General features: G+C 60.6%; 24 protein-coding genes and 1 pseudogene. 20 read left to right on the top strand and 5 right to left on the bottom strand.

Translation table 11 applies throughout. The annotated features are described in order from the left end of the window. Positions 1 to 165: 165 nt before the first annotated feature. Entirely contained in the window at positions 166 to 1,191 is a 1,026-nt protein-coding gene (locus AACY49_RS10605) for a DMT family transporter (RefSeq protein ID WP_339523525.1), read from the bottom strand. Between AACY49_RS10605 and AACY49_RS10600 the strand changes: the two genes are divergently transcribed. The 6 genes and pseudogenes from AACY49_RS10600 (at position 1,186) to AACY49_RS10575 (ending at position 6,474) form a co-directional block, all read left to right on the top strand. Then, positions 1,186 to 1,749 carry a helix-turn-helix domain-containing protein gene (locus tag AACY49_RS10600; protein ID WP_258700143.1) on the top strand — a complete coding sequence of 188 codons (564 nt, stop codon included), beginning with the start codon at positions 1,186 to 1,188 and terminating at the stop codon, positions 1,747 to 1,749. The two genes, AACY49_RS10605 and AACY49_RS10600, sit on opposite strands and share 6 nt — an antisense overlap. A gap of 156 nt (positions 1,750 to 1,905) precedes the next feature. Then, on the top strand, positions 1,906 to 3,108 hold the full coding sequence (locus tag AACY49_RS10595; RefSeq protein WP_339523523.1) for an SfnB family sulfur acquisition oxidoreductase: 1,203 nt from the start codon (positions 1,906 to 1,908) through the stop codon (positions 3,106 to 3,108). A 10-nt stretch (positions 3,109 to 3,118) separates the two neighbouring features. Beyond that, positions 3,119 to 3,583 carry an acyl-CoA dehydrogenase gene (locus tag AACY49_RS10590; protein WP_258700145.1) on the top strand — a complete coding sequence of 155 codons (465 nt, stop codon included), beginning with the start codon at positions 3,119 to 3,121 and terminating at the stop codon, positions 3,581 to 3,583. Between the two features lie 198 nt (positions 3,584 to 3,781). Next, a pseudogene (locus AACY49_RS10585) lies at positions 3,782 to 4,066 on the top strand (AMP-binding protein); the annotation flags it as partial. Positions 4,067 to 4,257: 191 nt separating this feature from the next. Continuing rightward, positions 4,258 to 5,685, top strand: a complete 1,428-nt coding sequence (locus tag AACY49_RS10580) for an FAD/NAD(P)-binding protein (protein ID WP_339523520.1) — start codon at positions 4,258 to 4,260, stop codon at positions 5,683 to 5,685. Between the two features lie 429 nt (positions 5,686 to 6,114). Continuing rightward, positions 6,115 to 6,474 carry a DUF6124 family protein gene (locus tag AACY49_RS10575; protein ID WP_339523518.1) on the top strand — a complete coding sequence of 120 codons (360 nt, stop codon included), beginning with the start codon at positions 6,115 to 6,117 and terminating at the stop codon, positions 6,472 to 6,474. Between the two features lie 236 nt (positions 6,475 to 6,710). Here AACY49_RS10575 and ppnN read toward each other — a convergent pair whose 3' ends face one another. Beyond that, positions 6,711 to 8,084, bottom strand: coding sequence for a nucleotide 5'-monophosphate nucleosidase PpnN (ppnN, locus tag AACY49_RS10570; RefSeq protein WP_258700148.1), 1,374 nt, complete (start codon positions 8,082 to 8,084; stop codon positions 6,711 to 6,713). Between the two features lie 227 nt (positions 8,085 to 8,311). Between ppnN and AACY49_RS10565 the strand changes: the two genes are divergently transcribed. Together AACY49_RS10565 and AACY49_RS10560 are read left to right on the top strand one after the other, a co-directional pair. Then, positions 8,312 to 8,839, top strand: coding sequence for a DUF3087 domain-containing protein (locus AACY49_RS10565; protein ID WP_339523516.1), 528 nt, complete (start codon positions 8,312 to 8,314; stop codon positions 8,837 to 8,839). A 150-nt stretch (positions 8,840 to 8,989) separates the two neighbouring features. Next, positions 8,990 to 10,567, top strand: a complete 1,578-nt coding sequence (locus tag AACY49_RS10560; RefSeq protein ID WP_339523514.1) for a sensor domain-containing diguanylate cyclase — start codon at positions 8,990 to 8,992, stop codon at positions 10,565 to 10,567. A gap of 15 nt (positions 10,568 to 10,582) precedes the next feature. Here AACY49_RS10560 and AACY49_RS10555 read toward each other — a convergent pair whose 3' ends face one another. Beyond that, a complete protein-coding gene (locus tag AACY49_RS10555) occupies positions 10,583 to 10,969 on the bottom strand; it encodes a DUF2784 domain-containing protein (RefSeq protein ID WP_258700151.1) in 387 nt (128 codons plus the stop codon). A gap of 60 nt (positions 10,970 to 11,029) precedes the next feature. Beyond that, positions 11,030 to 11,905 carry a 4-hydroxy-tetrahydrodipicolinate synthase gene (dapA, locus tag AACY49_RS10550; RefSeq protein WP_339523512.1) on the bottom strand — a complete coding sequence of 292 codons (876 nt, stop codon included), beginning with the start codon at positions 11,903 to 11,905 and terminating at the stop codon, positions 11,030 to 11,032. A gap of 417 nt (positions 11,906 to 12,322) precedes the next feature. On the opposite strand from dapA, the gene AACY49_RS10545 reads away from it, so the two are divergent. From AACY49_RS10545 to AACY49_RS10525, 5 genes are all read left to right on the top strand, one after another. Next, on the top strand, positions 12,323 to 13,021 hold the full coding sequence (locus tag AACY49_RS10545; RefSeq protein WP_258700153.1) for an AzlC family ABC transporter permease: 699 nt from the start codon (positions 12,323 to 12,325) through the stop codon (positions 13,019 to 13,021). After that, on the top strand, positions 13,021 to 13,332 hold the full coding sequence (locus tag AACY49_RS10540; RefSeq protein ID WP_162830927.1) for an AzlD domain-containing protein: 312 nt from the start codon (positions 13,021 to 13,023) through the stop codon (positions 13,330 to 13,332). The genes AACY49_RS10545 and AACY49_RS10540 overlap by 1 nt, the downstream gene beginning before the upstream one ends. Positions 13,333 to 13,399: 67 nt before the next feature. Beyond that, entirely contained in the window at positions 13,400 to 13,558 is a 159-nt protein-coding gene (locus AACY49_RS10535) for a hypothetical protein (RefSeq protein WP_258700154.1), read from the top strand. Positions 13,559 to 13,901: 343 nt separating this feature from the next. Further along, the gene (locus AACY49_RS10530) at positions 13,902 to 14,801 is read left to right on the top strand and encodes a polysaccharide deacetylase family protein (protein WP_339523509.1); all 900 of its coding nucleotides are present in this window, start codon (positions 13,902 to 13,904) and stop codon (positions 14,799 to 14,801) included. A gap of 128 nt (positions 14,802 to 14,929) precedes the next feature. Then, a complete protein-coding gene (locus AACY49_RS10525) occupies positions 14,930 to 15,181 on the top strand; it encodes a DUF1652 domain-containing protein (protein ID WP_339523507.1) in 252 nt (83 codons plus the stop codon). On the opposite strand, the gene AACY49_RS10520 is transcribed toward AACY49_RS10525, so the two are convergent. After that, positions 15,178 to 16,074 carry a LysR family transcriptional regulator gene (locus tag AACY49_RS10520; RefSeq protein WP_320394069.1) on the bottom strand — a complete coding sequence of 299 codons (897 nt, stop codon included), beginning with the start codon at positions 16,072 to 16,074 and terminating at the stop codon, positions 15,178 to 15,180. The two genes, AACY49_RS10525 and AACY49_RS10520, sit on opposite strands and share 4 nt — an antisense overlap. 127 nt (positions 16,075 to 16,201) lie before the next feature. Here AACY49_RS10520 and AACY49_RS10515 point away from each other — a divergent pair, with 127 nt between their 5' ends. The 7 genes from AACY49_RS10515 (at position 16,202) to benC (ending at position 22,919) form a co-directional block, all read left to right on the top strand. After that, a complete protein-coding gene (locus AACY49_RS10515; RefSeq protein WP_339523632.1) occupies positions 16,202 to 17,350 on the top strand; it encodes a muconate cycloisomerase family protein in 1,149 nt (382 codons plus the stop codon). 10 nt (positions 17,351 to 17,360) lie between these two features. Then, positions 17,361 to 17,651 (top strand): muconolactone Delta-isomerase, encoded by a 291-nt coding sequence (catC, locus tag AACY49_RS10510; protein WP_258700158.1) that lies wholly within the window; start codon positions 17,361 to 17,363, stop codon positions 17,649 to 17,651. Between the two features lie 51 nt (positions 17,652 to 17,702). Continuing rightward, positions 17,703 to 18,632, top strand: coding sequence for a catechol 1,2-dioxygenase (catA, locus tag AACY49_RS10505; protein WP_339523504.1), 930 nt, complete (start codon positions 17,703 to 17,705; stop codon positions 18,630 to 18,632). Positions 18,633 to 18,824: 192 nt separating this feature from the next. Then, positions 18,825 to 19,784 carry an AraC family transcriptional regulator gene (locus tag AACY49_RS10500; RefSeq protein ID WP_339523502.1) on the top strand — a complete coding sequence of 320 codons (960 nt, stop codon included), beginning with the start codon at positions 18,825 to 18,827 and terminating at the stop codon, positions 19,782 to 19,784. A gap of 255 nt (positions 19,785 to 20,039) precedes the next feature. Continuing rightward, the gene (gene benA / locus AACY49_RS10495; RefSeq protein WP_339523500.1) at positions 20,040 to 21,404 is read left to right on the top strand and encodes a benzoate 1,2-dioxygenase large subunit; all 1,365 of its coding nucleotides are present in this window, start codon (positions 20,040 to 20,042) and stop codon (positions 21,402 to 21,404) included. 2 nt (positions 21,405 to 21,406) lie between these two features. Next, positions 21,407 to 21,895, top strand: a complete 489-nt coding sequence (gene benB / locus AACY49_RS10490; protein ID WP_339523630.1) for a benzoate 1,2-dioxygenase small subunit — start codon at positions 21,407 to 21,409, stop codon at positions 21,893 to 21,895. 10 nt (positions 21,896 to 21,905) lie between these two features. Next, positions 21,906 to 22,919 carry a benzoate 1,2-dioxygenase electron transfer component BenC gene (benC, locus tag AACY49_RS10485; protein ID WP_339523498.1) on the top strand — a complete coding sequence of 338 codons (1,014 nt, stop codon included), beginning with the start codon at positions 21,906 to 21,908 and terminating at the stop codon, positions 22,917 to 22,919. Positions 22,920 to 22,955: the final 36 nt, after the last annotated feature.

Genomic DNA, 22,955 nt, shown 5'->3' with positions numbered 1-22,955 from the left:
TATCGTTGTATCAGGGAGCGCGATTTCGCCTGTCCCGGCCCCATCGAGGGCAGGCTCGCTCCCACAGAGATTTTGGTTGTACGCAAATCGCGTGTACACCTCCAGACCCTGTGGGAGCGGGCTTGCCCGCGATGGCTGTCTATCATGCAACGCAGATATTGCGGCTTAACCCTGTGCTTCCTGCTCCAGCTCTTCTTCAGGCGAAGCCACCTTACCCTTGGTCTTCAACTCACTGACAATCACCGCCGCCACAATCAACCCCGCCCCCACCAACGCAATCGCCGGCAAGCGCTCCCCGGCAATCCGCCCGACAATCCCGGCCCAGACCGGCTCCCCGGCGTATATCAACGTCGCCCGAGTCGGCGAAACACTTTTCTGCGCCCAGTTCATCGCCACTTGAATCGCCGCACTCGCTGCACCCAACCCCAATGCGCTGCCGAACAAGAACCATGAAAAGTCCGGAATCACTTCCTGAGTCGGCACCACCATCAGAAACGCCAGCACCGAAGTCACCGCCAGTTGCACCACCGTCACCCGCCGCACATCGACCTGGCCGGCATAGGTGCTGATCAGAATGATCTCCGCCGCAATCGCCACGGCGCTGATCAGTGTGGCGATTTCACCGGCGCTGAAATTGAACGAAGCGCCGGACGGCCCCGACAACAACATTAACCCGGTAAAGGCCAGCATGATCCCGATGCTCGGCATCAACCCCGGACGACGCCCCAGCACCAGCCATTGCAGCAACGGCACGAACGGCACATACAGCGCGGTAATAAACGCCGACTGACTGCTGGGGATGCTCTGCAAGCCCACGGTCTGCAAGCCGTAACCGAGCATGATCGCCACGCCGATGAACGCCCCGGCCTTGAGTTCGAACAGGGTCAGTTCGCGCAGATGACGCCAGGAGAACAGGGCGACGATGCTCGCCGCTGCGGCAAAACGCAGGCCGACGAAGAACATCGGCCCGCTGACGGTCATTGCGTGCTGCACCAGCAAAAAGGTCCCGCCCCAGACTACGGTGATCAGCACCAGCACGCACTCAGCCTTGCTGAGCCGCGAGAAACGGGAGGAAGTGTGAGAAGCGTTCACCGACGTCATGACCTTGCGCACCACCTGAGGGAGACGCACAATGCGCCGGAAGTTGGGCAGTATACTGCCCAACACCACCCAGTGAGCAATATAGTGCACAGAGATTCCACCCAACGGGCGTCGGTCCTCCAGCACGTCAGCCAGAACGTCCGCCGCCTGCGCCACGCCGCCGACATGAGCCAGACGGCCCTGGCGGAAAAGTCCGGGGTCAGCCGCCGGATGCTGGTGGCCATCGAGGCCGGCGAGAAGAACGTCAGCCTGACCACCCTCGACCGCGTGGCCGAAGCGCTGGACGTGGCGTTCAGCGACCTGATCCAGGCACCGGATGCTCGCGACCCAAGTCGCATCAATGAGTTGGCCTGGGCCGGGAAAATTCCTGGCAGCAAAGCCGTTTTATTGTCCAAAGCCACCGCCACCCGCGAGGTGGAACAATGGGAATGGTGCTTGCAACCCGGCGAAATTTACCCCTCGCAACCGGATGCCGAAGGCTACAGCGAACAGCTTTATGTATTCGAAGGTTGCCTGACCCTGATGCTCGGCGATCAGCCGCAGAAGATCGCTGCCGGCGAGTTCTTCATGTTTGCCAGCAACCAGCCGTATTCCTATCGCAACGATGGGGAAGTGGCGGCGCGGTTTGTGCGCAATGTGGTGATCTGACTGTTTGCAGACCAACACTGGATAAACACTTTGCTGATTTAAAGCTGCAAGTGTTTCTATAAAAATTTCACAACGTATTGAAATAGAACAAATTTAATTTCAGGCACGACTCCTGCAAAAGCTCTGGGGCATTCACCAGAGTTCCGGAGTCGGCCCATGACAGCCTCAGCCCAACCCCCTCACACTGCCCATGTGATCCACTCGGACGCCGAGGCCATCGCCGTCGCTCACCAGCTCGCCGCCCGCTTCGCCGTCGAGTCCAGTGTTCGCGACCGCGAGCGACGTCTGCCGGTGGCCGAGCTCGACGAGTTTTCGGCCAGTGGTTTATGGGGCATCACCATTCCCAAGGAATACGGCGGCGCGGGCGTGTCTTACGTGACGGTCAGCGACGTGATCAAGATCATTTCCGCCGCCGACCCGTCCCTCGGCCAGATCCCGCAGAATCATCTCAGCGTGCTCGACATCCTGCTGCAAGCCGCCACCGAAGAGCAGAAGCGCTACTACTTTGGCAAAGTCCTGCAGGGTTATCGTTTCGGCAACGCCTTCTCCGAATCCAAAAGCAAAAACGCCGGGGCTTTCGAAACCCGTATCCGTTTCGAGAAAGACACCGCGCAAATCGACGGCGAGAAGTTCTACTGCACCGGGGTCTTGTTCGCGCATATCGTGCCGGCGGTGGCGGTCGATGAACAGAACAAGGCGTTCATCGCCTTCATCGAGCGTGACAATCCCGGCCTGACCGTGATCGACAGCTGGGACGGTTTCGGCCAGCGCACCACCGCCAGCGGCGGCGTGACCCTGAGCGCGGTGAACGTGCCGTTGAGCGCGGTGATCCCGGCCCACAAGGCATTCGACGAGCCCACCGCTGACGGCCCGATCTCGCAAATCATCCAGGCCGCCGTAGACACCGGCATTGCCGTCGGTGCCCTGGAAGAAACCAAGCGCTACGCCCGCGAAGCCCGGCCGTGGATCGACAGCCAGCAGGATCACGGCTGGCAGGACCCGTTCAGCATCGCCGCCATCGGCGATCTGGAATGGCGGGTCCACGGTACCGAAGCGATCCTGAAAAAGGCTGGCCAGGCCATCGACGCTGCATTGCTCAAACCCAATGAAGACACCGTTGCCCGCGCCTCGGTCGTGGTTGCCCAGGCCAAAGTCCTGTCTGCCGAAATCGCTTTGCTTGCCAGCAGCAAACTCTTTGAACTCGCCGGTACCCGCTCGGTGCTCGGCAAGTACAACCTCGACCGTCACTGGCGCAACGCCCGGACGCACACCCTGCACGACCCGGCGCGCTGGAAATACCACCTGATCGGCAACTACCTGCTCAATGGCGTGAAACCCGCGCGCCACGCCTGGAACTGAGGAGCGACCCATGAACGCCTTGACCCAACCGATTGCCGCCGGGCAGCCCCTGGCCAAGAGTCAGCACGACCTGCACAACGCTCGCACCTTGCTCGACGCGACCCTGCGCTTCGTTCGTCAGCAGGCTCAACCCTGGGCCGGCAGTGGCCTCGCCAAGGCCACCGACGACCCTTACGTGATCAGCCGTTTCGGCGACTTGCAGATTCGCATTGAAGTGGCCGCCGCGTTGCTCGAGCGTGCCGAAGTGTTTCTGAATGGTGCTCAGGAGGATACAGAAATCACGATTGCCATTGCCGAGTCGCACCTGGCCAGCGCCGATGCGTTAAACACCGTGAGCAACGCTGAATTCGAACTCACCGGCCAGCGCACACCATTGCCGGGCTCCCTGAACGATCCGCTGCGCTGGAAACTTCACTTGATCGGCAATTTCCGCCTCAACGGCATTCATCCACCGAGTGTGCGGAGCACGGTTTGATGGCCCGTGAAATTCGGGCAGCGGCTATCGCGACCTGGCAGCGTTGCGGCGACAGGACCAAAAAGTGACGTCTGCCAGAATGACTTGAACACAACACACATCCCCACAATGGTTCGGTGGTGTTTTACAGATTGAGTTAACCCCTTCAGCCCGGCGGACCACCGCATGTTTTTTACCCCATGGATGAGAGGTAAGCCAATGAGCGTGCATGAACTCAAACGTCTGCCCATCGCGGACACCGCCGAATGGCAGGTCAAGGTGCCCCGGGCCCTGGAGCAGTTGCAGCACTGGGCTTAGGTCAGTCCGTTGCAACCGGCCCTGCGACACAAGCGCCACGGCCAGTGGTTCGTCTGGCGCTGGATCGATGCCTTGCGCGATGTCGAACGGTTGGCCGATGGCTTGCGCCAGCAGGGTTTTACCGAAAATTCGCGCCTGGCCTTGAGCGGTGCGTTCGAACCGAATCTGTTGCTGCTCGCGCTGGCCCCCCCGGCGCCCAGCCGGAGCCGACCTGGCTCGCCGAATTCAAACGGGACATCGCATGAGCTCAATCGCCTATTATCGTCAAGGAGATGTCGGGATCGGTCGAGTGGTACTGCCCGGCACCGCCGATGAGTGACTGGCACGGGCGATATGCACGACTTCTATCTAAGTGAACATTGATCAGAGAGAGCGCCATGACTGACACCCCACGCGGACAGGCGACCGACGCCATCCGTCACGCGGACATCCTGATCATCGGCGGTGGCCTGAGCGGCGCGATGCTGGCGGCGCAGTTGTTGCGTTTACCGGGCAAGCGCCAGGTGCTGGTAATCGAACCCCGCGCCGAACTCGGTCGGGGCGAGGCGTACAGCGCGGTCGAACTGGGCCATACGCTCAACGGCAACGCGGCGCGGATGAGCGTCGATCCGGACAACGCCGACGACCTGACCCAATGGCTGACCGAATACATCGCGGGCGGCGGTTGGCCTGAATCCGATGAGCAGCATGTGCCGGTCAGTGAACTGTTTCCGCCACGCGGTCTGTTTGGTGTTTATGTGCAGCAGCGTCTGGCCGAGGCGCAAACGGTGGGGGCAGTGAATGGCTCAACCGTCGAGCATGTACGGGCCGAGGTGGTTGCGCTGGAAACGTCGAACGATTCGGTACGGCTGAGCCTGAGTGACGGGCAGCAATTGCAGGGCGCTTACGCGGTGTTGGCGACCGGGATGTTTCCCGCCGCGCGTACGCCGCAGACTGAGTCCAGCGGCTTGAATGCGGCTGCGCTCGATCCTTGGGATGTCGCCGCCATGCGGCAGCTCGATCCGCAGTCGACGGTGCTGATCATTGGCTCCGGCCTGACCATGGTCGATGCGGTGGTGTCGCTGGAACAGGCCGGGCATCGCGGGCCGATCGACGTGTTTTCCCGCCATGGTTTGCTGCCCCATGTGCGGCGGCAGCCACCGGCCTGGAGCGATTTTCTGGCCGAGGACCACAGCGTTCGCACGCCGCGTCAGCTGGTGCGCGAACTGCGTCGGCACTGTCGCGACGCCATCGCTCAGGGCATCGACTGGCAAGCGCCGCTGGACACCGTGCGGGCGCACATCGGGCGGTTGTGGCGTCAGGCGACAGATGTGCAGCGGCGGCAGTTTGTGCGGCATGTGCGGCCGTGGTGGGAAAGCCATCACCATCGCTCGCCGCCGTTGAGTGCCGAGTTGGTGGCGCGGCTGTATGGGGAAGGGCGGTTGCGGATTCATGCCGCGTCGTACAAAGGGCTGGAGCCTGCTTCAGAGGGTTTGGTGAGTATTCGCATCCGTCGCCGTGGCGAGGCCGAAACCTGCGTGGTGCACGGCGCGGCGCTGATCAACTCCAGCGGCATCGAATACGACTGGCGCCGGGTGGCGCGGCCGTTGCCCCAGCAGTTGCTCGCTCGCGGGCTGGTGCGTCCGGGGCCATTGGCGTTGGGCATTGCCGCGGCGGTGGATGGCGCGGTACTCAGTGCTGACGGGCAGGTCGCCAGTCGTTTGTTCGCCATGGGCCCACCGTTGCGCGGGATGTGGTGGGAGAGCACGGCGGTGACCGATGTGGCGAGCCAGGCCAAGTCTCTTGCGGCGCGATTGGTGGATTGACCGAACGTTGGAGGGTGTTCTTTCGGGCCTCTTCGCGAGCAAGCCCATCCACTACAAAACCCGAAGCGAGACCGATAAACAGGCGATGTTTAATCGACATCTCCAGATACTCACTCAGGCTACACAGCCTTGCGCCGTTGCCTACGACTACGCCAGAATCCGCCGGCTTGTGCGCCTTGAGGTTGGGCTCTATCGTTTCCGGGTCGCTGACAAATCAGCGATCGGGTCTCGCAGCCCGTGTATCTCTAGACGCACAACATTCCCCGTTCGTGAACAGGTACGCCTGTCCGTTCATGTTATGGCGGCTGTACGTGGGAGACCTTCGGGTCTGCCGGTTCTAGAGTCCCGGTCTGCGACCTGCGTATAGCTGCCACCTCCTTTCGTCTCGCAGCGAACCGTGGCAGCTCCATGACTCTAGGAGCTTCATCTATGATCAAACCCACACCCAACCCGCCGGAAGCCGATCCGACATCCCCCTACGAATCCCTCGATTCCAAAAAGCTCCACGAAGCCGCCGACCGCGCCCTCGACCATTACCTCAAACCGCCCATCCCCAAAGACACCCAGCGCAAACCCAGCACCATTTACCATGTGGGTGCACAGGTCGATAACGAAACCCTGCTGGTCAGCGCCTGCGAATCCCTGGCGTCAGCGAGCGTGATGCTCAGTGAGTTCGCCGGGTTGATGGACATGCCACATCGCAACATGATGTTGGGGATTCAACAGGTGGTCATGCTTGGTGAATTGGCCGTCAACCGGGTGCTGGATAACCTCGATCCGCCTGCCTGACACTGGATCTGAAGTTATTAGGCATCTGTGGCGAGGGAGCTTGCTCCCGCTCGGCTGCGCAGCAGTCGCAAAACCGGTACATGCGGTGTGCCAGAAAAATGCGGTTGCAGGTTTTGGGGTCGCTTCGCAACCCAGCGGGAGCAAGCTCCCTCGCCACAATGAGGCCCACTGACTCAGTCTCCAAAAACAAGAAACCCCACATCACGCGGGGTTTCTTGTCAACGTGTGGGAGCGTATTAAGCCACTACTTGGTAGCACGGCACATACGCCGCACCGCCCGGCAGTTTCATCCGGTGCTGGGCGACGAAGGCTTTGAGCAATTTGTCCAGTGGCTGCATGACCGCGGCATCGCCACGGATCTGGTACGGCCCGTGTTCTTCGATCAGGCGGATGCCCTTGTCCTTGACGTTACCGGCGACGATGCCGGAAAACGCGCGGCGCAGGTTGGCGGCCAGTTCGTGGGACGGCAGGTCGCGGCTCAGTTGCAGGTTGGCCATGTTGGCGTGGGTCGGGTCGAACGGGCGCTGGAAGCCTTCGTCGATCTTCAGCAGCCAGTTGAAATGGAACGCATCGTTGCGCTCGCGGCGGAACTGTTTGACCGCTTTGAGGCCCTGAGTCATCTGCCGCGCCACTTCTGCCGGGTCGTCGATGATGATCTCGTAGTGCTGCTGCGCGGCTTCACCGAGGGTGGCACCGACGAAGGCGTGCAACTGCTCCAGATACGGCGCGGCGCTTTTCGGCCCGGTGAGGACCACGGGGAAGGGCAGGCCTTCGTTGTCCGGGTGCATCAAAATGCCGAGCAGGTACAGGAATTCTTCCGCCGTGCCCGCACCGCCCGGGAAAATGATGATGCCATGGCCGACCCGCACGAAGGCTTCCAGGCGTTTCTCGATGTCTGGCAGGATCACCAGTTCGTTGACGATCGGGTTCGGCGCTTCGGCGGCGATGATCCCGGGTTCGGTCAGGCCAAGGTAACGGCCGCCGTGGATGCGCTGCTTGGCGTGGGCGATGGTCGCGCCTTTCATCGGGCCTTTCATCACGCCCGGGCCGCAACCGGTGCAGATGTCCAGGCTGCGCAGGCCGAGTTCGTGGCCGACTTTCTTGGTGTATTTGTATTCTTCGGTGTTGATCGAGTGGCCGCCCCAGCACACCACGATTTTCGGCTCGACGCCGGGGCGCAGGGTGCGGGCGTTGCGCAGCAGGTGGAAGACGTAGTCGCTGATGCCCTGGGAGGTGCTCAGGTCGATGCTCAAGGCATCGAGTTCGTTTTCGGTGTAGACGATGTCGCGCAGGGCGCTGAAGAGCATTTCCCGGGTGCTGGCGATCATTTCGCCATCGACGAAAGCGTCGGCCGGGGCGTTCAGCAATTCCAGGCGTACGCCACGGTCTTGCTGGTGAATGCGGATCTCGAAGTCTTTGTAGGCTTCCAGAATGGTCTTGGCGTTATCGACGTGGGCGCCGGTATTGAGAATGGCCAGGGCGCACTGGCGGAACAGGGTGTAGGTGAGGCCGGATGAGGCTTCGCTCAGTTGCTGTACTTCACGTTGGGAGAGTGTTTCGAGGCTGCCTTTAGGGCTGACCGAGGCGTTGATTACATGTCGTTGGGTCATTCAATGATCCTTAAAACGATGTCACCCGCCAGCAACGGCGCATGGCATCCGAATAGTGTGTATCCATGATGAAGATGGCACGAACTGCGCTGTATCGCCATGCTCCCGTTTGACGATGAAAAGACGAAAAGGCGCTCCAGCATAGCTAAATCTTTCGGGGAGGCGATAATGCCCCGCAGTCTTTTTGCCACATGGCCTTTACCATTGATGCAAGGAACCCCGTCGCGATGTTCGAAATCCAGCCAATGAATGCCGAAACCTATCGACGTCAGACGCGGCGCAGCACGGTGATCATCGCCCTGATGTTCCTGGCGCTGGCGATGGTGTTGTCCACGGCGGCGGTGGTGCTGTTCGGTGAACCCGGCGGCGACAATCTGCGTTTTAATGTTGGCGGGGTGTTTGCCGCCTTGTTGCTGACGACGGCACTGATACGCGGCAAGTTCCGGACCCAGGATTGGATGGCGCCAGCGGTCTACGGTTGGCAGCTCAAGCGCAGCCTGATGAGCGTCACCAACGTCATGCACCAGGTGACGGCGGCGGTGGAGAAGGGTGATCCGGGCGCCATGAAGCTGTTGCGTTTTTATCATCTGGGGCTGAGCCAGATGCACCAGCTGGACGGCAACTCCAGCGACCATGGCCAGTTGACCCGCGAGATGGATCAGCACAAGGCGCGGATGCAAGCGCTAGGCATCGATACCGAACAGATGCAATTGAATCCGGCCTGGCTTGAGGCGATCAAACAGACGTTGATGTAGCACTGCAATTGCTGGCGATGAGCGTTTTCGCGCAAGTCGCCTATCGTATTCGTTGATGAGTCATAGTGGTCTGAGCGCCGGGCACGGCTGGCAGGCGCGAAAAGGGCGAACGGCAAAATTCGCCATGTCATAAGGGATTCAGGGAGCGTCATGGGGCATCCGTCCGTCAAAGACCGTATTGAAAACACCCGGCTCACCACACCTTGGGTGCCAGAGAAAGTCGAGTCGAGACTCAAGGTTCGATACGCGGTCTTTCTGCTCGTTGCGGTGTGCCTGTCCATGATGGCCATCGTGATCGGTGAAAGCTGGAACTCGCGTCAGTACCATCTGCGTGACAGCGAAGTGGCGATGTCCAACCTGGCGCAAACCCTGGCCTCGCAGGCGCAGGCATCGATCAAACAGGCCGATACGTTGCTGTTTTCCCTGGTGGACCGCCTCGAAATCGACGGCATGCAACCGGAAAAACTTCCCAGGCTGCAACGTTTGCTTCAAGCCCAGCGCAGTGAACTGGCGCAGATCCATGGGTTGTTCGTGTTCGACGAAGAAGGACGCTGGCTCGCCAACGCCATTAACGTTATACCGCCCAACGCCAATAATGCCGACCGTGAATACTTCATCTACCACCGTGATCATCCCGACCGCGGTCCTCATATCGGTCCGTCGATAAAAAGTCGCTCGACCGGCGAGTGGATCATGACCGTGTCACGCCGGATCAATCACGCCGATGGCCGGTTTGCCGGTGTGGTGGTGGCCTCGATTTACCTCAAGCATTTCCTGGACCTGTACAACAGCATCGACATGGGCAAAAACGGGGTGATCAACCTGATTGCCGACGACGCCACCATCGTCGTTCGCCACCCGTTCAACGAAGCCGATATCGGCGCCAGCGTCGCCAAGGGGCCGCTGTTTACTCAACTATTGCCCAAGGGCGATTCCGGTACGGAAACGGTCAAGTCCTACGTGGACGGGGTGGTTCGGGTCGTGGGGTTTCGACGGGTCGAGGGTTATCCGCTTGTCGTCTTCACCGCGCTCGACAAGGATGAAGTACTGGCCAGCTGGCGGCAGGAGTCAATATTCAGTGCGGGCATCGTCTCATTGCTGCTGGGGTTTCTGGGCGTTATCGGTTATCGCCTGATCCGCCTCATGAAGCAGCAGAATCAAATTCAGAACGAACTGCTGCAGGCTCAGGACAAACTCATTGACGTCAACCACAGCCTTAAGTTGCTGGCGCTGGAGGATGCACTGACCGGGCTTTCCAACCGGCGTCAATTCGACCTGTTCATCCTGGCGGAAATGGGGCGTGCCAGGCGTAGCCAGACCAGCCTTGCGCTGCTGATGATCGATGTCGACCACTTCAAGAGCTTCAATGACCACTACGGTCATTTGGCGGGCGATGAGTGTTTGCGCAAGATCAGCGCGATCATCACCGACAATATCAAGCGCCCCGGCGATCTCGCGGCCCGCTTCGGTGGTGAGGAGTTCACGGTGGTGCTGCCCGCCACCGATTATGTGGGGGCGTTTCTGGTGGCGGAAAAGATCCGCCGCGCGGTTCAGCAGGCCGACATCAAACACGTAGGGGGCGTGGAAGGCGTGGTCACGGTCAGCCTGGGTGTCTGCGCCTACGACCCGGCCTCGCAAGCCCAGCCCGATGATGTGGTCGGCGCCGCGGACAAGGCACTGTACGTGGCCAAGGCCAGTGGCCGGAACATGAGCGTCATTGCCAACTGAACTCAACCAGGCCCGTCACTGCCTTGAACGAGTCGGGTGACGCAACTTCCACGACCGGAACAGCCGCAGGTAGATCAGCACGTTGAGCGCCAGCACCACGCTACCCAGCCCCAGCTGAATCGTGGGTGTCAGCCCGGCCGGGTAAATGATCGGCCACACGTAATGTTCGATAAAACCGCCGCCGTAACCGGTTTGCCCGGCCGCGTGGCGCAGGCGGTTTTCCCATTCGGTCAGTGGGCACGTCAGGTGGAAAACTTCCACGATCACGCCCCATGCGGCGGCAGGCAGGTGCCACCAGATCAGGTGGCGCCATTTGAGCACCAGCAGCCCGCCGAACAGCACGAATAGAATGAACAGCAAGTGAGACAGCACCAGCCCGTCGGCGGCGATTCGGTAAAGCATGTCGATTCCCTGACGCGTTATGTGAATCGCTCCATGGTACTCGGGCTGGGTGCGTGTGTTCTATTGATTGCTGTTTTCAAGCACTGCGAGTACGTCTTTCAAGCGCATCGCCGTGGTTTCGCTGCTGCGTTGCATCGGCGCGCGCAGTTCGTCGCGGATCAGCCCTTCAAGGGCCAGGGCGGTTTTCACCGGGGCGGGATTGGGCTCGATGAACAGGCTGTGAATCAGCGGCAGCAACTGGAAGAAGGTCGCTCGGCCGGCCGCTAACTGGCCATCGCGGATCTGTTGATACAGCGTCACGAACAGCTCGGGATGAACATGGGCCGAGGCGGCAATCGCGCCTTTGGCACCCAGGCACAAAGCGTTGAAGATCTGGTGGTCTTCGCCGCACAGCACGTCGACTTTGCCGCTGGAGAGCAGCGCAAGAGTGGTGGCTGGATTGCCGCCGCAGTCCTTGATCGCGACGATCCGCTCGTGGGCGACGATCCGGAGCAGAGTCGCCTGCTCGAAGGCTATGCCGGTGCGATAGGGGATGTCGTAGAGAATGACCGGGACGCTGGACGCATCGGCGACGGTGTTGAAAAAGGCTTCGAGGCCGGCCTGGGAAGGGCGGATGTAGTACGGCGGCGGAACCAGCAGGCCCGCCAGGGGACGTTTCAGGATTTCGCTTTGAAATTGCAGCAATTCGGCGAGGTTGTTGCCGGCCAGGCCCATGACCACACGTTCTGGCGGAACCTGTTCCAGCACCGCATCGAGCACCGCCAGTTGCTCATGTTTGCCCAGCGCCGCGGCTTCCCCGGTGGTGCCGCAGACCACAATGCCGTCGACGCCTTTTTCCAGCAGATGACTGACCAGCCGCCGCAGCCCGGCGAAGTCGATGGCCCCATTGTGAAACGGTGTAACGATGGGAACCCAGATACCTTGAAACGATGACATGCACTTTCTCCTGAAGGTTGACCGATTTCGTCACCGTCAGAAGCGTAGAAGGAAGTCAGCAAGAGGAGGGGTGTCCGTCGCGCTCAATGTCCTGTCAGCTCATCTGACGGGACAGCGCGCCCCGGTCACATGAGCGACTGTTTCTTCGATTTAGGGGCGTGCGCAACGCAACCTTGCGCCTTGGCATTCAAGCCAATGACGACAGTGTTGAGGTTGGAGGTTGCAGACATGCTTGCTTACACCCTGAATGAGGTGCCCAGTTTTAAAAGTCGGTGGGGTATTTGTCAATCGTGAAATCAGCGAACCCGATGCGTAACAGCAAAACAAGGCGTGCTCGTCGCAAGTGCGCAAAATTGTTCAAGCCATCGGCCGCGACTGCTGGCACAGTCTGGGGCCTTTCCCTGGTTGTAGAGCGTTATGTCCAACTCACTCATGCCGCGCAGTGCATTCCTTCGCGGCGCCGCGGCCATCATGCCGTTGTCCCTGGCGACCGCGCCCTGGGGGCTGTTGGCCGGTTCCATGGCCATCGAGGCCAACCTCACGCCCCTGCAAGGCCAGGGTCTGTCGAGCATCGTATTTGCCGGCGCGGCGCAATTGGTCGCCATCGGCATGCTCAAGGGCGGTGCCGGGGTTTTTTCGATTCTGTTGACCACATTGTTGCTGACCTCCCAGCATTTGCTTTACGGGATGAGCATGCGTTCGGTGATTTCCCCGTTGCCGGGCCGCTGGCGCGTGGGGCTGGGCTTTTTGCTCACCGATGAGTTGTTCGCCCTGACCAGCCAGCATGACAAACAGCAGTTCAATCGCTGGTATGCCTTGGGTGTGGGCCTGACGTTTTACATCGCCTGGAACCTCTTCACCCTGGCGGGCATTGTGCTGGGCAGCAGCATTCCGGGCCTTGAACACCTGGGGCTGGACTTCTCCATCGCGGCGACTTTTATCGCTTTGATCACACCGGTGGTGCGCAACGTCCCGACGGTGGTCTGCGTGGCGGTTTCGCTGTTCTGTTCGGTGCTGTTCAGCTATTGGCAATGGGGCTCGGCGCTGGTGCTGTCGGGGTTAGCGGGCATGACTGCGGGCTTTATCTGCAACAAACTCTACATGGGGCGCACATGATGGTCTGGGCTGTGATTATCGGGATGGGCCTGCTGGTGTTCCTGAACCGCTACGTATTTCTCGAACCTCGGCTGCCGGTGCGCTTGAGCAGCAATGCCCGGCAGTTCCTCGGTTTCGCGGTGCCGGGCATGCTCACCGCGATCTGCGGGCCGATCGTGTTCATGCCCGACAAACAGTTGAACCTGCAGTGGGACAACCCCTACCTGATCAGTTCGCTGGTGGCCGTGGGCCTGGTGCTTTACACCCGCAACACCTTGCTCAGCATGTTGTTGAGCATGGGGTTTTTCTTTTTGTTGCGGTGGTGGCTCTGAGTCGTCCGGTGCGAAACTGTTCTACGCTTAAAACGGATGATTGATTCCTTGAGGGCGGGAGGTGGACATGGCCACTGAACCAAAGCATCCAGACCCGAATGAAGACACCGATGAACCGACGGAGGAAGAACTCGAGCGGCAGAAGCGTTCGACGCCGGACTGGAAGCACCCCGACGACGGTAAAGAGCTGTCGGACCGCGACCAGGAGCGCCCGCTGAAGCCTTGATCGGCTTGCACATACCCAAAAGCCCCGCCATTGATGGCGGGGCTTTTTAGTTCCAGCGGCCTGAAATGCAATCACCTGTGGGAGCGGGCTTGAAGGGAGGAGGGTGTCGGGGGAACGGCATGCACCGAGGAAAACAGTCTGTTGAGTCGCTGTTGCTGGGTAAACAACTAATAACCGAAAATCGAAGGCATAACGCGAGCCTGGGAGCGGGCGCTGGAACCAAACACTGTGTACCCTTATCCAACCTCGGCTCGCAGCGATTGGCGGGCCGATAAAGGGATGAATGGGCGAGGGGTTTTTGCCATTAAACATGACGTCCGCAAGGTCTGGCCCAAGGCAAAACATGAAGCAGTTGTTCAAGGTTCTATCCGCGTTCGCCATTGCAGCTGGCCTGTTTGGCTGCATCGCCGCGCCCATCGAAATGACGCCGCAGACGCAACAGCGCCTGCGCACACAAGCGCCGATCCGCTTTCTGCTGACTTTCGACGACGGGCCCAGCGCGTCCGGTTTTTACAACCCGACCGTCACCGTGCTCGACAGCCTGGCGCGTAATCCGCTGCAACCCGACATTAAAGCCGTGTTCTTCGTGCAAACCCGTGCCTCAGGCGCCGGCGGCAGTGACGTGGGCCGTCAGATCATGGGGCGCGAACACGCCGAGGGACACCTGTTGGGCTTCCACACGGCCACTCCCCACCACACCAACCATCGCTCCCTGAATGCGGAAGAACTGGAACAGTCGCTGACCCATGGCAGCGCAGACATTGCTGCGATCACTGGCGTCTCGCCGATCCTGGTGCGTCCGCCATTCTGGAACTACGACAAGCGCACCTTTGCCGCCTACCAACAGCATGGCATGCACGTACTGCTGACCGACCTGAGTGCCAATGACGGCAAGATCTGGGGCTTCAACGCCAGCCCTCGGCGGCGGGCCAATATGCTGCGGCAGCTGTCCGAAGTCCGCGAGCGCATCGCCCTCGGCGAGTTGCCGACGGTGGACGGGGTGATTCCGGTGGTGGTGACCTTTCACGATCTCAATCGCTACACCGCCCGGCATACCCGGGAATACCTGCAAATCCTCCTCGACAGTGCCAGCGCCACAGGTCTGGCCACGGCGCAGAAGCCGTTTTACGACGACACGACAGCGCTGCAGCGGGCGGCCATGGCGCGTACTGTCCGTGACAGTTCAGAGGCGGTTGAGTTGCCAGGGATCTGGAACTGGTTATGGGACGGGGATTCTCACTGAACGACGTCAGGGAGATTGACTGTGTAGGCGCAGGCTTCGCCAGCGCCTACAAAACTCGCTGGCGCGTTGCGCTAGTTGATCAGCTCTGAGTGGATCCAATCGCAAAACCGTCCACGAGGGCGTTCGCCATGGTTCCACTTGCGCAGCTTTGCCAAATTGTTGAGTCCGGTTTCAAGCCGCTGTCCTGCGAATGCACTGTGAACGGCAATGAAACGTTGCGGATCAAGGTCTTCGAGCGCACCACCGGGCGGATTGAACTGTTGATCACCGGCGTATCCCCCGACGAGCTGACCAATGTTCGCGATATTTCCAACCTGATCGGCGAACTTCGCACTGAAATGCGCGCCGGTCGTCGAGCCTTCGCTGGTGTCATGGCCTAGTTCACGAGCCTGTCACCCGCAAGCAGTTCATCGATCATCTGCAAACAATGATTCAACCCCGGCGATACGTCGCCCACGCGCCTGCTGAGAATGATCGGCGAGGTCGCGTTGTCTTCCAGCACCGGGGTGAAGCCAATGTCGTCGCGGTGCAGCAACTGCACCGAGGCCGGCACCAGTGTCACACCGATTCCCGCCCCCACCAGACCGATCGCTGTTTGCAGCTCGTTGGTCCATTGCGCCACCTTGATGTGCACGCCACTGGCTTCGAACAACGCGATCACGTGGTCGGCGTAACTGGGGCGCGGGTTGCCGGGGTAGAGCACAAAGGGTTCCTTCGCCAGTTCACGGAGGCTGATGGGCCTGGCGAGGAGCGGATGGCCGGCGGGCAGGGCGGCGACCAGTCGATCTTCGGTGAGCACGGTCTGCAGGATGGCCGGGTCGTCGATGCGGATACGCCCGAAGCCGACATCGATGCGCCCGGCCTTGAGCGCTTGCACCTGTTGCAGCGTGGTCATTTCCGAGAGCCCCAACTCCAGCGCCAGAGGCTCGCCGCTGCGCAACCGGCGAATCAATTCCGGCAGCACGCCATAGAGCGTCGAGGGTGCGAAGCCGATGCCCAGCCAGGTCTTTTCGCCCAGACCGATCCGCCGCGTGTTGTCGCAAACCTTGCCCAATTGTTCAAGCAGAGCGGTGGAGTGTTCATGGAAAAAACGCCCGGCGTCGGTCAGCTTCAGCGGTCGGCCGCGTTCCAGCAGTAGAACCCCGAGTTCGTCTTCCAGCTGCTGGATCTGCCGGCTCAGTGGCGGTTGGGCGATGTGCAGCAGTTCGGCGGCGCGGGTGAAGTTGAGGGTTTGAGCCAACACCTGAAAATACCGCAGGTGACGCAGTTCCATGGGGCCTCCGGATGTCGGTCTGTTGAATACCTTTAAGGTATCGAGCCAGACCAATTCTATATTGGCCGCCCGGAAAAAACCGTACGAGAATCCGTTTCAGAACTTCAAGAACCTGACGGGTATCGACATGCGTGCAACTGCCATTGAATCGATCGAGACGATCATTGTCGATCTGCCGACCATCCGCCCGCACAAGCTGGCGATGCACACCATGCAGAACCAGACCCTGGTGATCATCCGTGTGCGCTGTGCCGATGGCATTGAAGGGATCGGTGAATCGACCACCATCGGCGGTCTGGCCTATGGCAACGAAAGCCCGGACAGCATCAAGACCAACATCGACAAACACTTCGCGCCACTGCTGATTGGCCAGGACGGCGGTAATGTGAATGCCGCGATGTTGCGCCTGGAGCGCAGCATTCGTGGCAACACCTTCGCCAAATCGGGTATCGAAAGTGCTTTGCTCGACGCCCAAGGCAAGCGTCTTGGCCTGCCGGTCAGCGAACTGCTGGGCGGCCGGGTTCGCGATGCCTTGCCGGTGGCCTGGACCCTGGCCAGCGGCGACACCGCCAAGGACATCGCCGAAGCGGAAAAAATGCTCGACCTGCGTCGCCACCGGATCTTCAAACTGAAAATCGGTGCTGGCGAGGTCAACCGCGACCTGGCCCACGTCATTGCGATCAAAAAGGCCTTGGGCGACCGCGCCAGTGTGCGGGTCGATGTCAATCAGGCCTGGGATGAAGCGGTGGCCCTGCGGGCCTGCCGGATCCTCGGCACCAACGGCATCGACCTGATCGAACAACCGATCTCGCGCAATAACCGCGCCGGCATGGTGCGCCTGAATGCCGTGTGCCCGGCGCCGATCATGGCCGATGAATCCATCGAATGCGTAGCGGACGCCTTCAACCTGGCACGGGAGGGCGCGGCTTCAGTATTCGCCCTGAAAATCGCCAAGAACGGCGGCCCGCGCGCCGTGCTGCGAACCGCCGCCATTGCCGAGGCGGCCGGTATCGGTCTGTACGGCGGCACCATGCTCGAAGGCGGGATTGGCACGCTGGCCTCGGCCCATGCCTTCGTCACGCTCAACACACTGAGCTGGGATACCGAGCTGTTCGGCCCGCTGCTGCTGACCGAAGACGTCCTCAGCGAGCCATTGGTCTACCGCGACTTCCAACTGCATGTCCCGCAAACACCGGGGCTGGGCCTGAGCCTGGATGAAGAACGCCTGGCGTTTTTCCGTAGGGACAAGACATCCACTGCCGTTCATCAAGCCTGAGGAGGGCATCATGCTGTTTCACGTAAAAATGACTGTGAATTTGCCGGTCGACATGAACCCGGAACGCGCCGCCAAGCTCAAGGCCGACGAAAAAGCCCTGGCCCAGCGTCTGCAAGAGCAAGGCAAGTGGCGTCATCTGTGGCGCATCGCCGGGCTCTATGCCAATTACAGCGTGTTCGATGTCGACAGCGTTCAGGAACTGCACGACCTGCTGATGCAGTTGCCGCTGTACCCGTACATGGCCATCGAGGTCAACGCACTGTGCCGGCATCCTTCTTCCATTCGCGAGGATGACCGCTGAACCCAGTCTGTTCAGTTCGCTACGCTAATAATTACAAGATGAGGATCCACCATGAACGTCAAGATTTCCAACACCGCCAGTGTCCAGAAGTTTCTCGAAGAGGCCAGCGGCCTGCTCAACGACGCCGGCGATCCGCGAGTCAAAGCGCTGGTTTACCGCATCCTGCGGGACTCGGTGAACATCATCGAAGACCTGGCCGTGACCCCGGAAGAATTCTGGAAAGCCGTCAACTACCTCAACGTGCTGGGCGCGCGTCAGGAGGCGGGTCTGTTGGTGGCCGGGCTGGGTCTTGAGCATTACCTGGACCTGTTGATGGACGCCGAAGACGAGCAGGCCGGTAAATCCGGCGGCACCCCGCGGACCATCGAAGGGCCGCTGTACGTGGCCGGTGCGCCGCTGTCGAACGTCGAAGCGCGACTGGACGATGGCGTCGATCCGGGTGTGGTGCTGTTCATGCAAGGCCAGGTGCGCAACACCGTTGGCGAACCGCTGGCCGGGGCGGTAGTGGATGTCTGGCACGCCAATACCGGTGGCACCTATTCGTACTTCGATACCACCCAGTCCGAGTTCAACCTGCGTCGGCGCATCGTCACCGATGCCGAGGGCCGTTACCGTTTTCGCAGCATTGTGCCGTCGGGCTATGGCTGCCCGCCGGACGGTCCGACCCAGCAACTGCTCGATCAACTGGGCCGTCATGGCCAGCGGCCGGCGCACATTCACTTCTTCATTTCGGCACCGGATCATCGTCACCTGACCACCCAGATCAACCTCGACGGCGATCAGTACCTGCATGACGATTTCGCCTACGCCACCCGTGACGAACTGATCGCCAAAATCACCTTCAGCGACGATCCGCAGCGTGCGGCGGCCCATGGTGTGAGCGGTCGTTTTGCCGAAATCGATTTCGACTTCACGCTGCAGTCCTCCGCCCAGCCTGAGGAGCAGCAACGCCACGAACGGGTGCGTGCGCTCGAGGACTGATACCCTCGACCAGCCAAACCTTTGTGGGAGCGAGCCTGCTCGCGAAAGCGGAGTGTCAGTCAACGTTGATGTTGAAGCTGATGACCCTTTCGCGAGCAGGCTCGCTCCCACAGGTCGGTCAACTGACACATCGATGCGAGCACTGCTCTAGAATCGCCTGACGCACCCTATAACAACAATGAGAGCGAACCGATGATGCAAGCGCAATGGTTGAGTCATCGCAGCAGAGTCTTCGACCATGCCGACCCGTACGCGGTATCGGGTTACGTCAATCAGCACGTCGGCAATCATTGCCTCCAGATGCCCAGGGCCGGCCGACCGCTGGCCAGCCTCGACCACCGCAAGTTCGCCAGCCTCGACCTGTGCCGCATCAGTTACGGCGCCAGCGTGCGGGTTACGTCCGGCGCGCTGGACAGCATCTATCACTTGCAAGTGCTGCTGCGCGGCAACTGCCTGTGGCGTGGCCATGGCCAGGAACATTACTTCGCCCCCGGCGAGTTGCTGCTGATCAACCCCGACGATCCGGTGGATCTGACCTATTCCAGTGATTGCGAAAAATTCATCCTGAAAGTTCCCACGCGGCTACTGGAGTCAGTGTGCGAAGAGCAGCGCTGGCGGTATCCGGGGCAGGGCGTGCGATTTCTGGAGAACCGTTATCAGCTCAATGAACTGGAAGGTTTCGTCGGTCTGCTGGCGATGATTTGCCAGGAGGCAGAAGCCGCCGAGCCGATTCCCCGTGTGCAGGAGCACTATGCGCAAATCGTAGTCAGCAAGATGCTCGGCCTGATGAAGACCAACGTCATGCGCACCGACCCTGGCTCAGCCTCGGCGACGTTCGAGGCGCTGGTCGATTACATCGCCTGCAACCTCAAGCAAGACATCGACAGCGAGGAACTGGCGCGCCAGGCGCGGATGAGCCTGCGTTCGCTGTATGGGTTGTTCGAACGTAACGCGGGGGACACGCCAAAAAACTACATCCGGCAGAAGAAGCTCGAACGCATCCACGCCAACCTGAGCGACCCGACCTGCAACGTGCGCAACGTCACGGAAGTAGCCATGGATTACGGCTTTCTGCACCTGGGCCGGTTCTCCGGCAGCTACCGCAAACAGTTCGGCGAATTGCCATCGGACACCCTCAAACGCCGCCACTGACCTCGCAAACGCCGCCCACCGTTTGATCGTTCCCACGCTCTGCGTGGGAATGCAGCCCGGGACGCTCCGCGTCCCTTCCAGAGCCGAACGCAGAGCGTCCGTTGAGGCATTCCCACGCGGGAGCGTGGGAACGATCATCAACCACCGACCGCTCGTTGCACAAAATGGATACAGGTCTGCACCCCGCGGATAGTCCGCCCCATCCCCTCGTCCTAGCATGGCCCTGCCTGAATAAAAACAATGGAGGCGGCGGCCATGACCCTGCGACCCGAATACCTTCACTCCCTGCTTGAAGAAGACCCTGAGCAGGGCATCTATCGCTGCAAGCGCGAGATGTTCACCGATCCGCGGCTGTTCGACCTCGAGATGGAACACATCTTTGAAGGCAACTGGCTGTACCTGGCGCACGAAAGCCAGATCCCCAACAACAACGATTTCTACACCACCACCATGGGGCGTCAGTCGATCTTCATCGCGCGCAACAAGGACGGTGAGTTGAACGCCTTTATCAATGCGTGCAGTCACCGTGGCGCAATGCTTTGCCGGCACAAGACCGGCAACAAGAGTTCGTACACCTGCCCATTCCACGGCTGGACGTTCAACAACTCCGGCAAGCTGCTCAAGGTTAAAGACCCGGCGGCGGCCGGCTACCCGGCGAGCTTCAATTGCGATGGCTCCCACGACCTGACCAAAGTCGCGCGTTTCGAATCCTATCGCGGCTTCCTGTTCGGCAGCCTCAAGGCCGATGTCGTGCCGCTGGTTGAGCACCTGGGTGAGTCGGCCAAGATCATCGACATGATCGTCGACCAGTCCGCCGATGGCCTGGAAGTGCTGCGCGGTTCCTCCAGTTACATCTACGAAGGCAACTGGAAACTCACCGCCGAAAACGGTGCCGACGGCTATCACGTCAGCTCGGTGCACTGGAACTACGCCGCCACCCAGAACCAGCGCAAGCAGCGTGAAGCCGGCGATTGCAATCCAACGATGAGCGCCGGCACCTGGGCCAAGCAGGGTGGGGGGTTCTATTCCTTCGACAAGGGCCACATGCTGCTCTGGACCCGTTGGTCCAACCCCGAGGACCGTCCGCTGTACGAGCGTCGCGACGAGTTGGCCCGGGACTTCGGCCAGGCCCGCGCCAACTGGATGATCGAGAACTCGCGCAACCTGTGCCTGTACCCGAACGTGTACCTGATGGACCAGTTCAGTTCGCAGATTCGCATCGCCCGGCCGATCTCGGTCAACCGCACCGAAATCACCATTTACTGCATCGCCCCCAAAGGTGAAAGCGACCACGCCCGTTCGAGCCGCATTCGTCAGTACGAGGACTTTTTCAACGTCAGCGGCATGGCCACCCCAGACGATCTGGAAGAGTTTCGCTCCTGCCAGACGGGTTACCAGGGCAGTGTCACCGCCTGGAATGACATGTCCCGTGGCGCCGAGCATTGGGTCGAAGGCGCCGATGATGCGGCCAGAGAAATCGACCTGCATCCGCTGCTCAGCGGCGTGCGCACCGAAGACGAAGGCCTGTTCGTGCTGCAACACAAATATTGGCAGCAGACCATGCTCAAGGCCCTGGCCGCCGAACAGTCCGAACTGATTGCAGTGGAGGCCGTGCAATGACCATGACCATGACCTATGACGCGGTGCGCGATTTTCTCTACCGCGAAGCACGCTACCTCGACGACAAGCAATGGGACGACTGGCTGGAGTTGTACGCGCCGGACGCAACCTTCTGGATGCCGTCCTGGGACGATAACGACGAGCTGACTGAAGACCCGCAGCGGGAAATCTCGCTGATCTGGTACGGCAATCGCACCGGCCTGGAAGACCGCGTTTTCCGAATCAAGACCGAGCGTTCCAGTGCCAGCGTGCCGGACACCCGCACCTCGCACAACCTCAGCAACATCGAGCTGCTCGAACAGGCCGACGGCCTGTGCAAGGTGCGCTTCAACTGGCACACCCTGAGCTTTCGCTACAAGACCGTCGACAGCTATTTCGGCAGCAGTTTCTACACCCTGGATGTGCGCGGTGAAAACCCGTTGATCAAGGCCAAGAAAGTGATCCTGAAGAACGACTACGTTCGCCAGGTCATCGATGTTTACCACTTCTGAGGTGGCCGTCATGACTCATTCCATTGCGTTCAATTTCGAAGACGGCGTCACCCGGTTCATCGACGCCAATGCTGGGGAAACCGTGGCCGATGCCGCGTACCGCCAGGGCATCAACATTCCGCTGGACTGCCGCGACGGCGCTTGCGGCACTTGCAAATGCTTCGCCGAGGCCGGCCGCTACGACTTGGGCGAGGACTACATCGAAGACGCCCTCAGCGCCGACGAGGCGCAGCAGGGTTTTGTCCTGACCTGCCAGATGCGTGCGCAGAGCGATTGCGTGGTGCGGGTGCCGGTTTCATCGGATGTCTGCCGCACCCGTCAGGCCAGCTACGACGCGACCATCAGCGCCGTGCGTCAGTTGTCCGACAGCACCATTGCGCTGTCGATCAAAGGCGAGGCCCTGAGCAAACTGGCGTTTCTGCCGGGGCAGTATGTGAACCTCGGGGTGCCCGGCAGCGAGCAGACCCGCGCCTATTCGTTCAGCTCGTTGCAGCGCGACGGCGAGGTCAGTTTTCTGATTCGCAACGTGCCCGGCGGCTTGATGAGCAGCTTCCTGACCAGCATGGCCAAGGCCGGCGACCGCATGAGCCTGGCCGGACCGTTGGGCAGTTTCTATCTGCGCGATATCCGCCGTCCGTTGTTGTTGCTGGCCGGTGGCACTGGCCTGGCGCCGTTTACCGCGATGCTGGAAAAAATCGCCGAGCAGGGCAGCGAGCATCCGCTGCATTTGATCTACGGCGTGACCAACGATTTCGACCTGGTGGAGATGGATCGACTGGAAGCCTTCGCCGCGCGGATCCCGAACTTCAGCTTCAGCGCCTGCGTGGCCAACCCCGACAGTCGGCACCCGCTCAAGGGCTACGTGACCCAACACATCGAGCCACGGCATTTGAACGATGGCGACGTCGATGTCTATCTGTGCGGCCCGCCGCCGATGGTCGAGGCGGTCAGCCAGTTCATTCGCGAGCAAGGCATTGCGCCTGCGAACTTCTACTACGAGAAATTTGCCGCCAGCGCGGCTTGATTCGTGCTGTTGTGGGAGCGAAGTCGTACACAAATA

Source organism: Pseudomonas sp. EL_65y_Pfl2_R96, assembly GCF_963970905.1.
Lineage (GTDB): Bacteria > Pseudomonadota > Gammaproteobacteria > Pseudomonadales > Pseudomonadaceae > Aquipseudomonas.
The sequence above is the reverse complement of the archived record's forward strand: the minus strand, read 5'-3'. Positions and strand labels throughout refer to the sequence as shown.

Excerpts from the sequence above, each read along its gene's own strand:
- AACY49_RS10595 (WP_339523523.1), top strand. The coding sequence starts at position 1,906 with ATGACAGCCTCAGCCCAACCCCCTCACACTGCCCATGTGATCCACTCG.
- AACY49_RS10590 (WP_258700145.1), top strand. The coding sequence starts at position 3,119 with ATGAACGCCTTGACCCAACCGATTGCCGCCGGGCAGCCCCTGGCCAAG.
- AACY49_RS10580 (WP_339523520.1), top strand. The coding sequence starts at position 4,258 with ATGACTGACACCCCACGCGGACAGGCGACCGACGCCATCCGTCACGCG.
- AACY49_RS10575 (WP_339523518.1), top strand. The coding sequence starts at position 6,115 with ATGATCAAACCCACACCCAACCCGCCGGAAGCCGATCCGACATCCCCC.
- ppnN (WP_258700148.1), bottom strand. The coding sequence starts at position 8,084 with ATGACCCAACGACATGTAATCAACGCCTCGGTCAGCCCTAAAGGCAGC.
- AACY49_RS10565 (WP_339523516.1), top strand. The coding sequence starts at position 8,312 with ATGTTCGAAATCCAGCCAATGAATGCCGAAACCTATCGACGTCAGACG.
- AACY49_RS10560 (WP_339523514.1), top strand. The coding sequence starts at position 8,990 with ATGGGGCATCCGTCCGTCAAAGACCGTATTGAAAACACCCGGCTCACC.
- AACY49_RS10555 (WP_258700151.1), bottom strand. The coding sequence starts at position 10,969 with ATGCTTTACCGAATCGCCGCCGACGGGCTGGTGCTGTCTCACTTGCTG.
- dapA (WP_339523512.1), bottom strand. The coding sequence starts at position 11,905 with ATGTCATCGTTTCAAGGTATCTGGGTTCCCATCGTTACACCGTTTCAC.
- AACY49_RS10545 (WP_258700153.1), top strand. The coding sequence starts at position 12,323 with ATGTCCAACTCACTCATGCCGCGCAGTGCATTCCTTCGCGGCGCCGCG.
- AACY49_RS10540 (WP_162830927.1), top strand. The coding sequence starts at position 13,021 with ATGGTCTGGGCTGTGATTATCGGGATGGGCCTGCTGGTGTTCCTGAAC.
- AACY49_RS10535 (WP_258700154.1), top strand. The coding sequence starts at position 13,400 with ATGGCCACTGAACCAAAGCATCCAGACCCGAATGAAGACACCGATGAA.
- AACY49_RS10530 (WP_339523509.1), top strand. The coding sequence starts at position 13,902 with ATGAAGCAGTTGTTCAAGGTTCTATCCGCGTTCGCCATTGCAGCTGGC.
- AACY49_RS10525 (WP_339523507.1), top strand. The coding sequence starts at position 14,930 with ATGGTTCCACTTGCGCAGCTTTGCCAAATTGTTGAGTCCGGTTTCAAG.
- AACY49_RS10520 (WP_320394069.1), bottom strand. The coding sequence starts at position 16,074 with ATGGAACTGCGTCACCTGCGGTATTTTCAGGTGTTGGCTCAAACCCTC.
- AACY49_RS10515 (WP_339523632.1), top strand. The coding sequence starts at position 16,202 with ATGCGTGCAACTGCCATTGAATCGATCGAGACGATCATTGTCGATCTG.
- catC (WP_258700158.1), top strand. The coding sequence starts at position 17,361 with ATGCTGTTTCACGTAAAAATGACTGTGAATTTGCCGGTCGACATGAAC.
- catA (WP_339523504.1), top strand. The coding sequence starts at position 17,703 with ATGAACGTCAAGATTTCCAACACCGCCAGTGTCCAGAAGTTTCTCGAA.
- AACY49_RS10500 (WP_339523502.1), top strand. The coding sequence starts at position 18,825 with ATGATGCAAGCGCAATGGTTGAGTCATCGCAGCAGAGTCTTCGACCAT.
- benA (WP_339523500.1), top strand. The coding sequence starts at position 20,040 with ATGACCCTGCGACCCGAATACCTTCACTCCCTGCTTGAAGAAGACCCT.
- benB (WP_339523630.1), top strand. The coding sequence starts at position 21,407 with ATGACCATGACCTATGACGCGGTGCGCGATTTTCTCTACCGCGAAGCA.
- benC (WP_339523498.1), top strand. The coding sequence starts at position 21,906 with ATGACTCATTCCATTGCGTTCAATTTCGAAGACGGCGTCACCCGGTTC.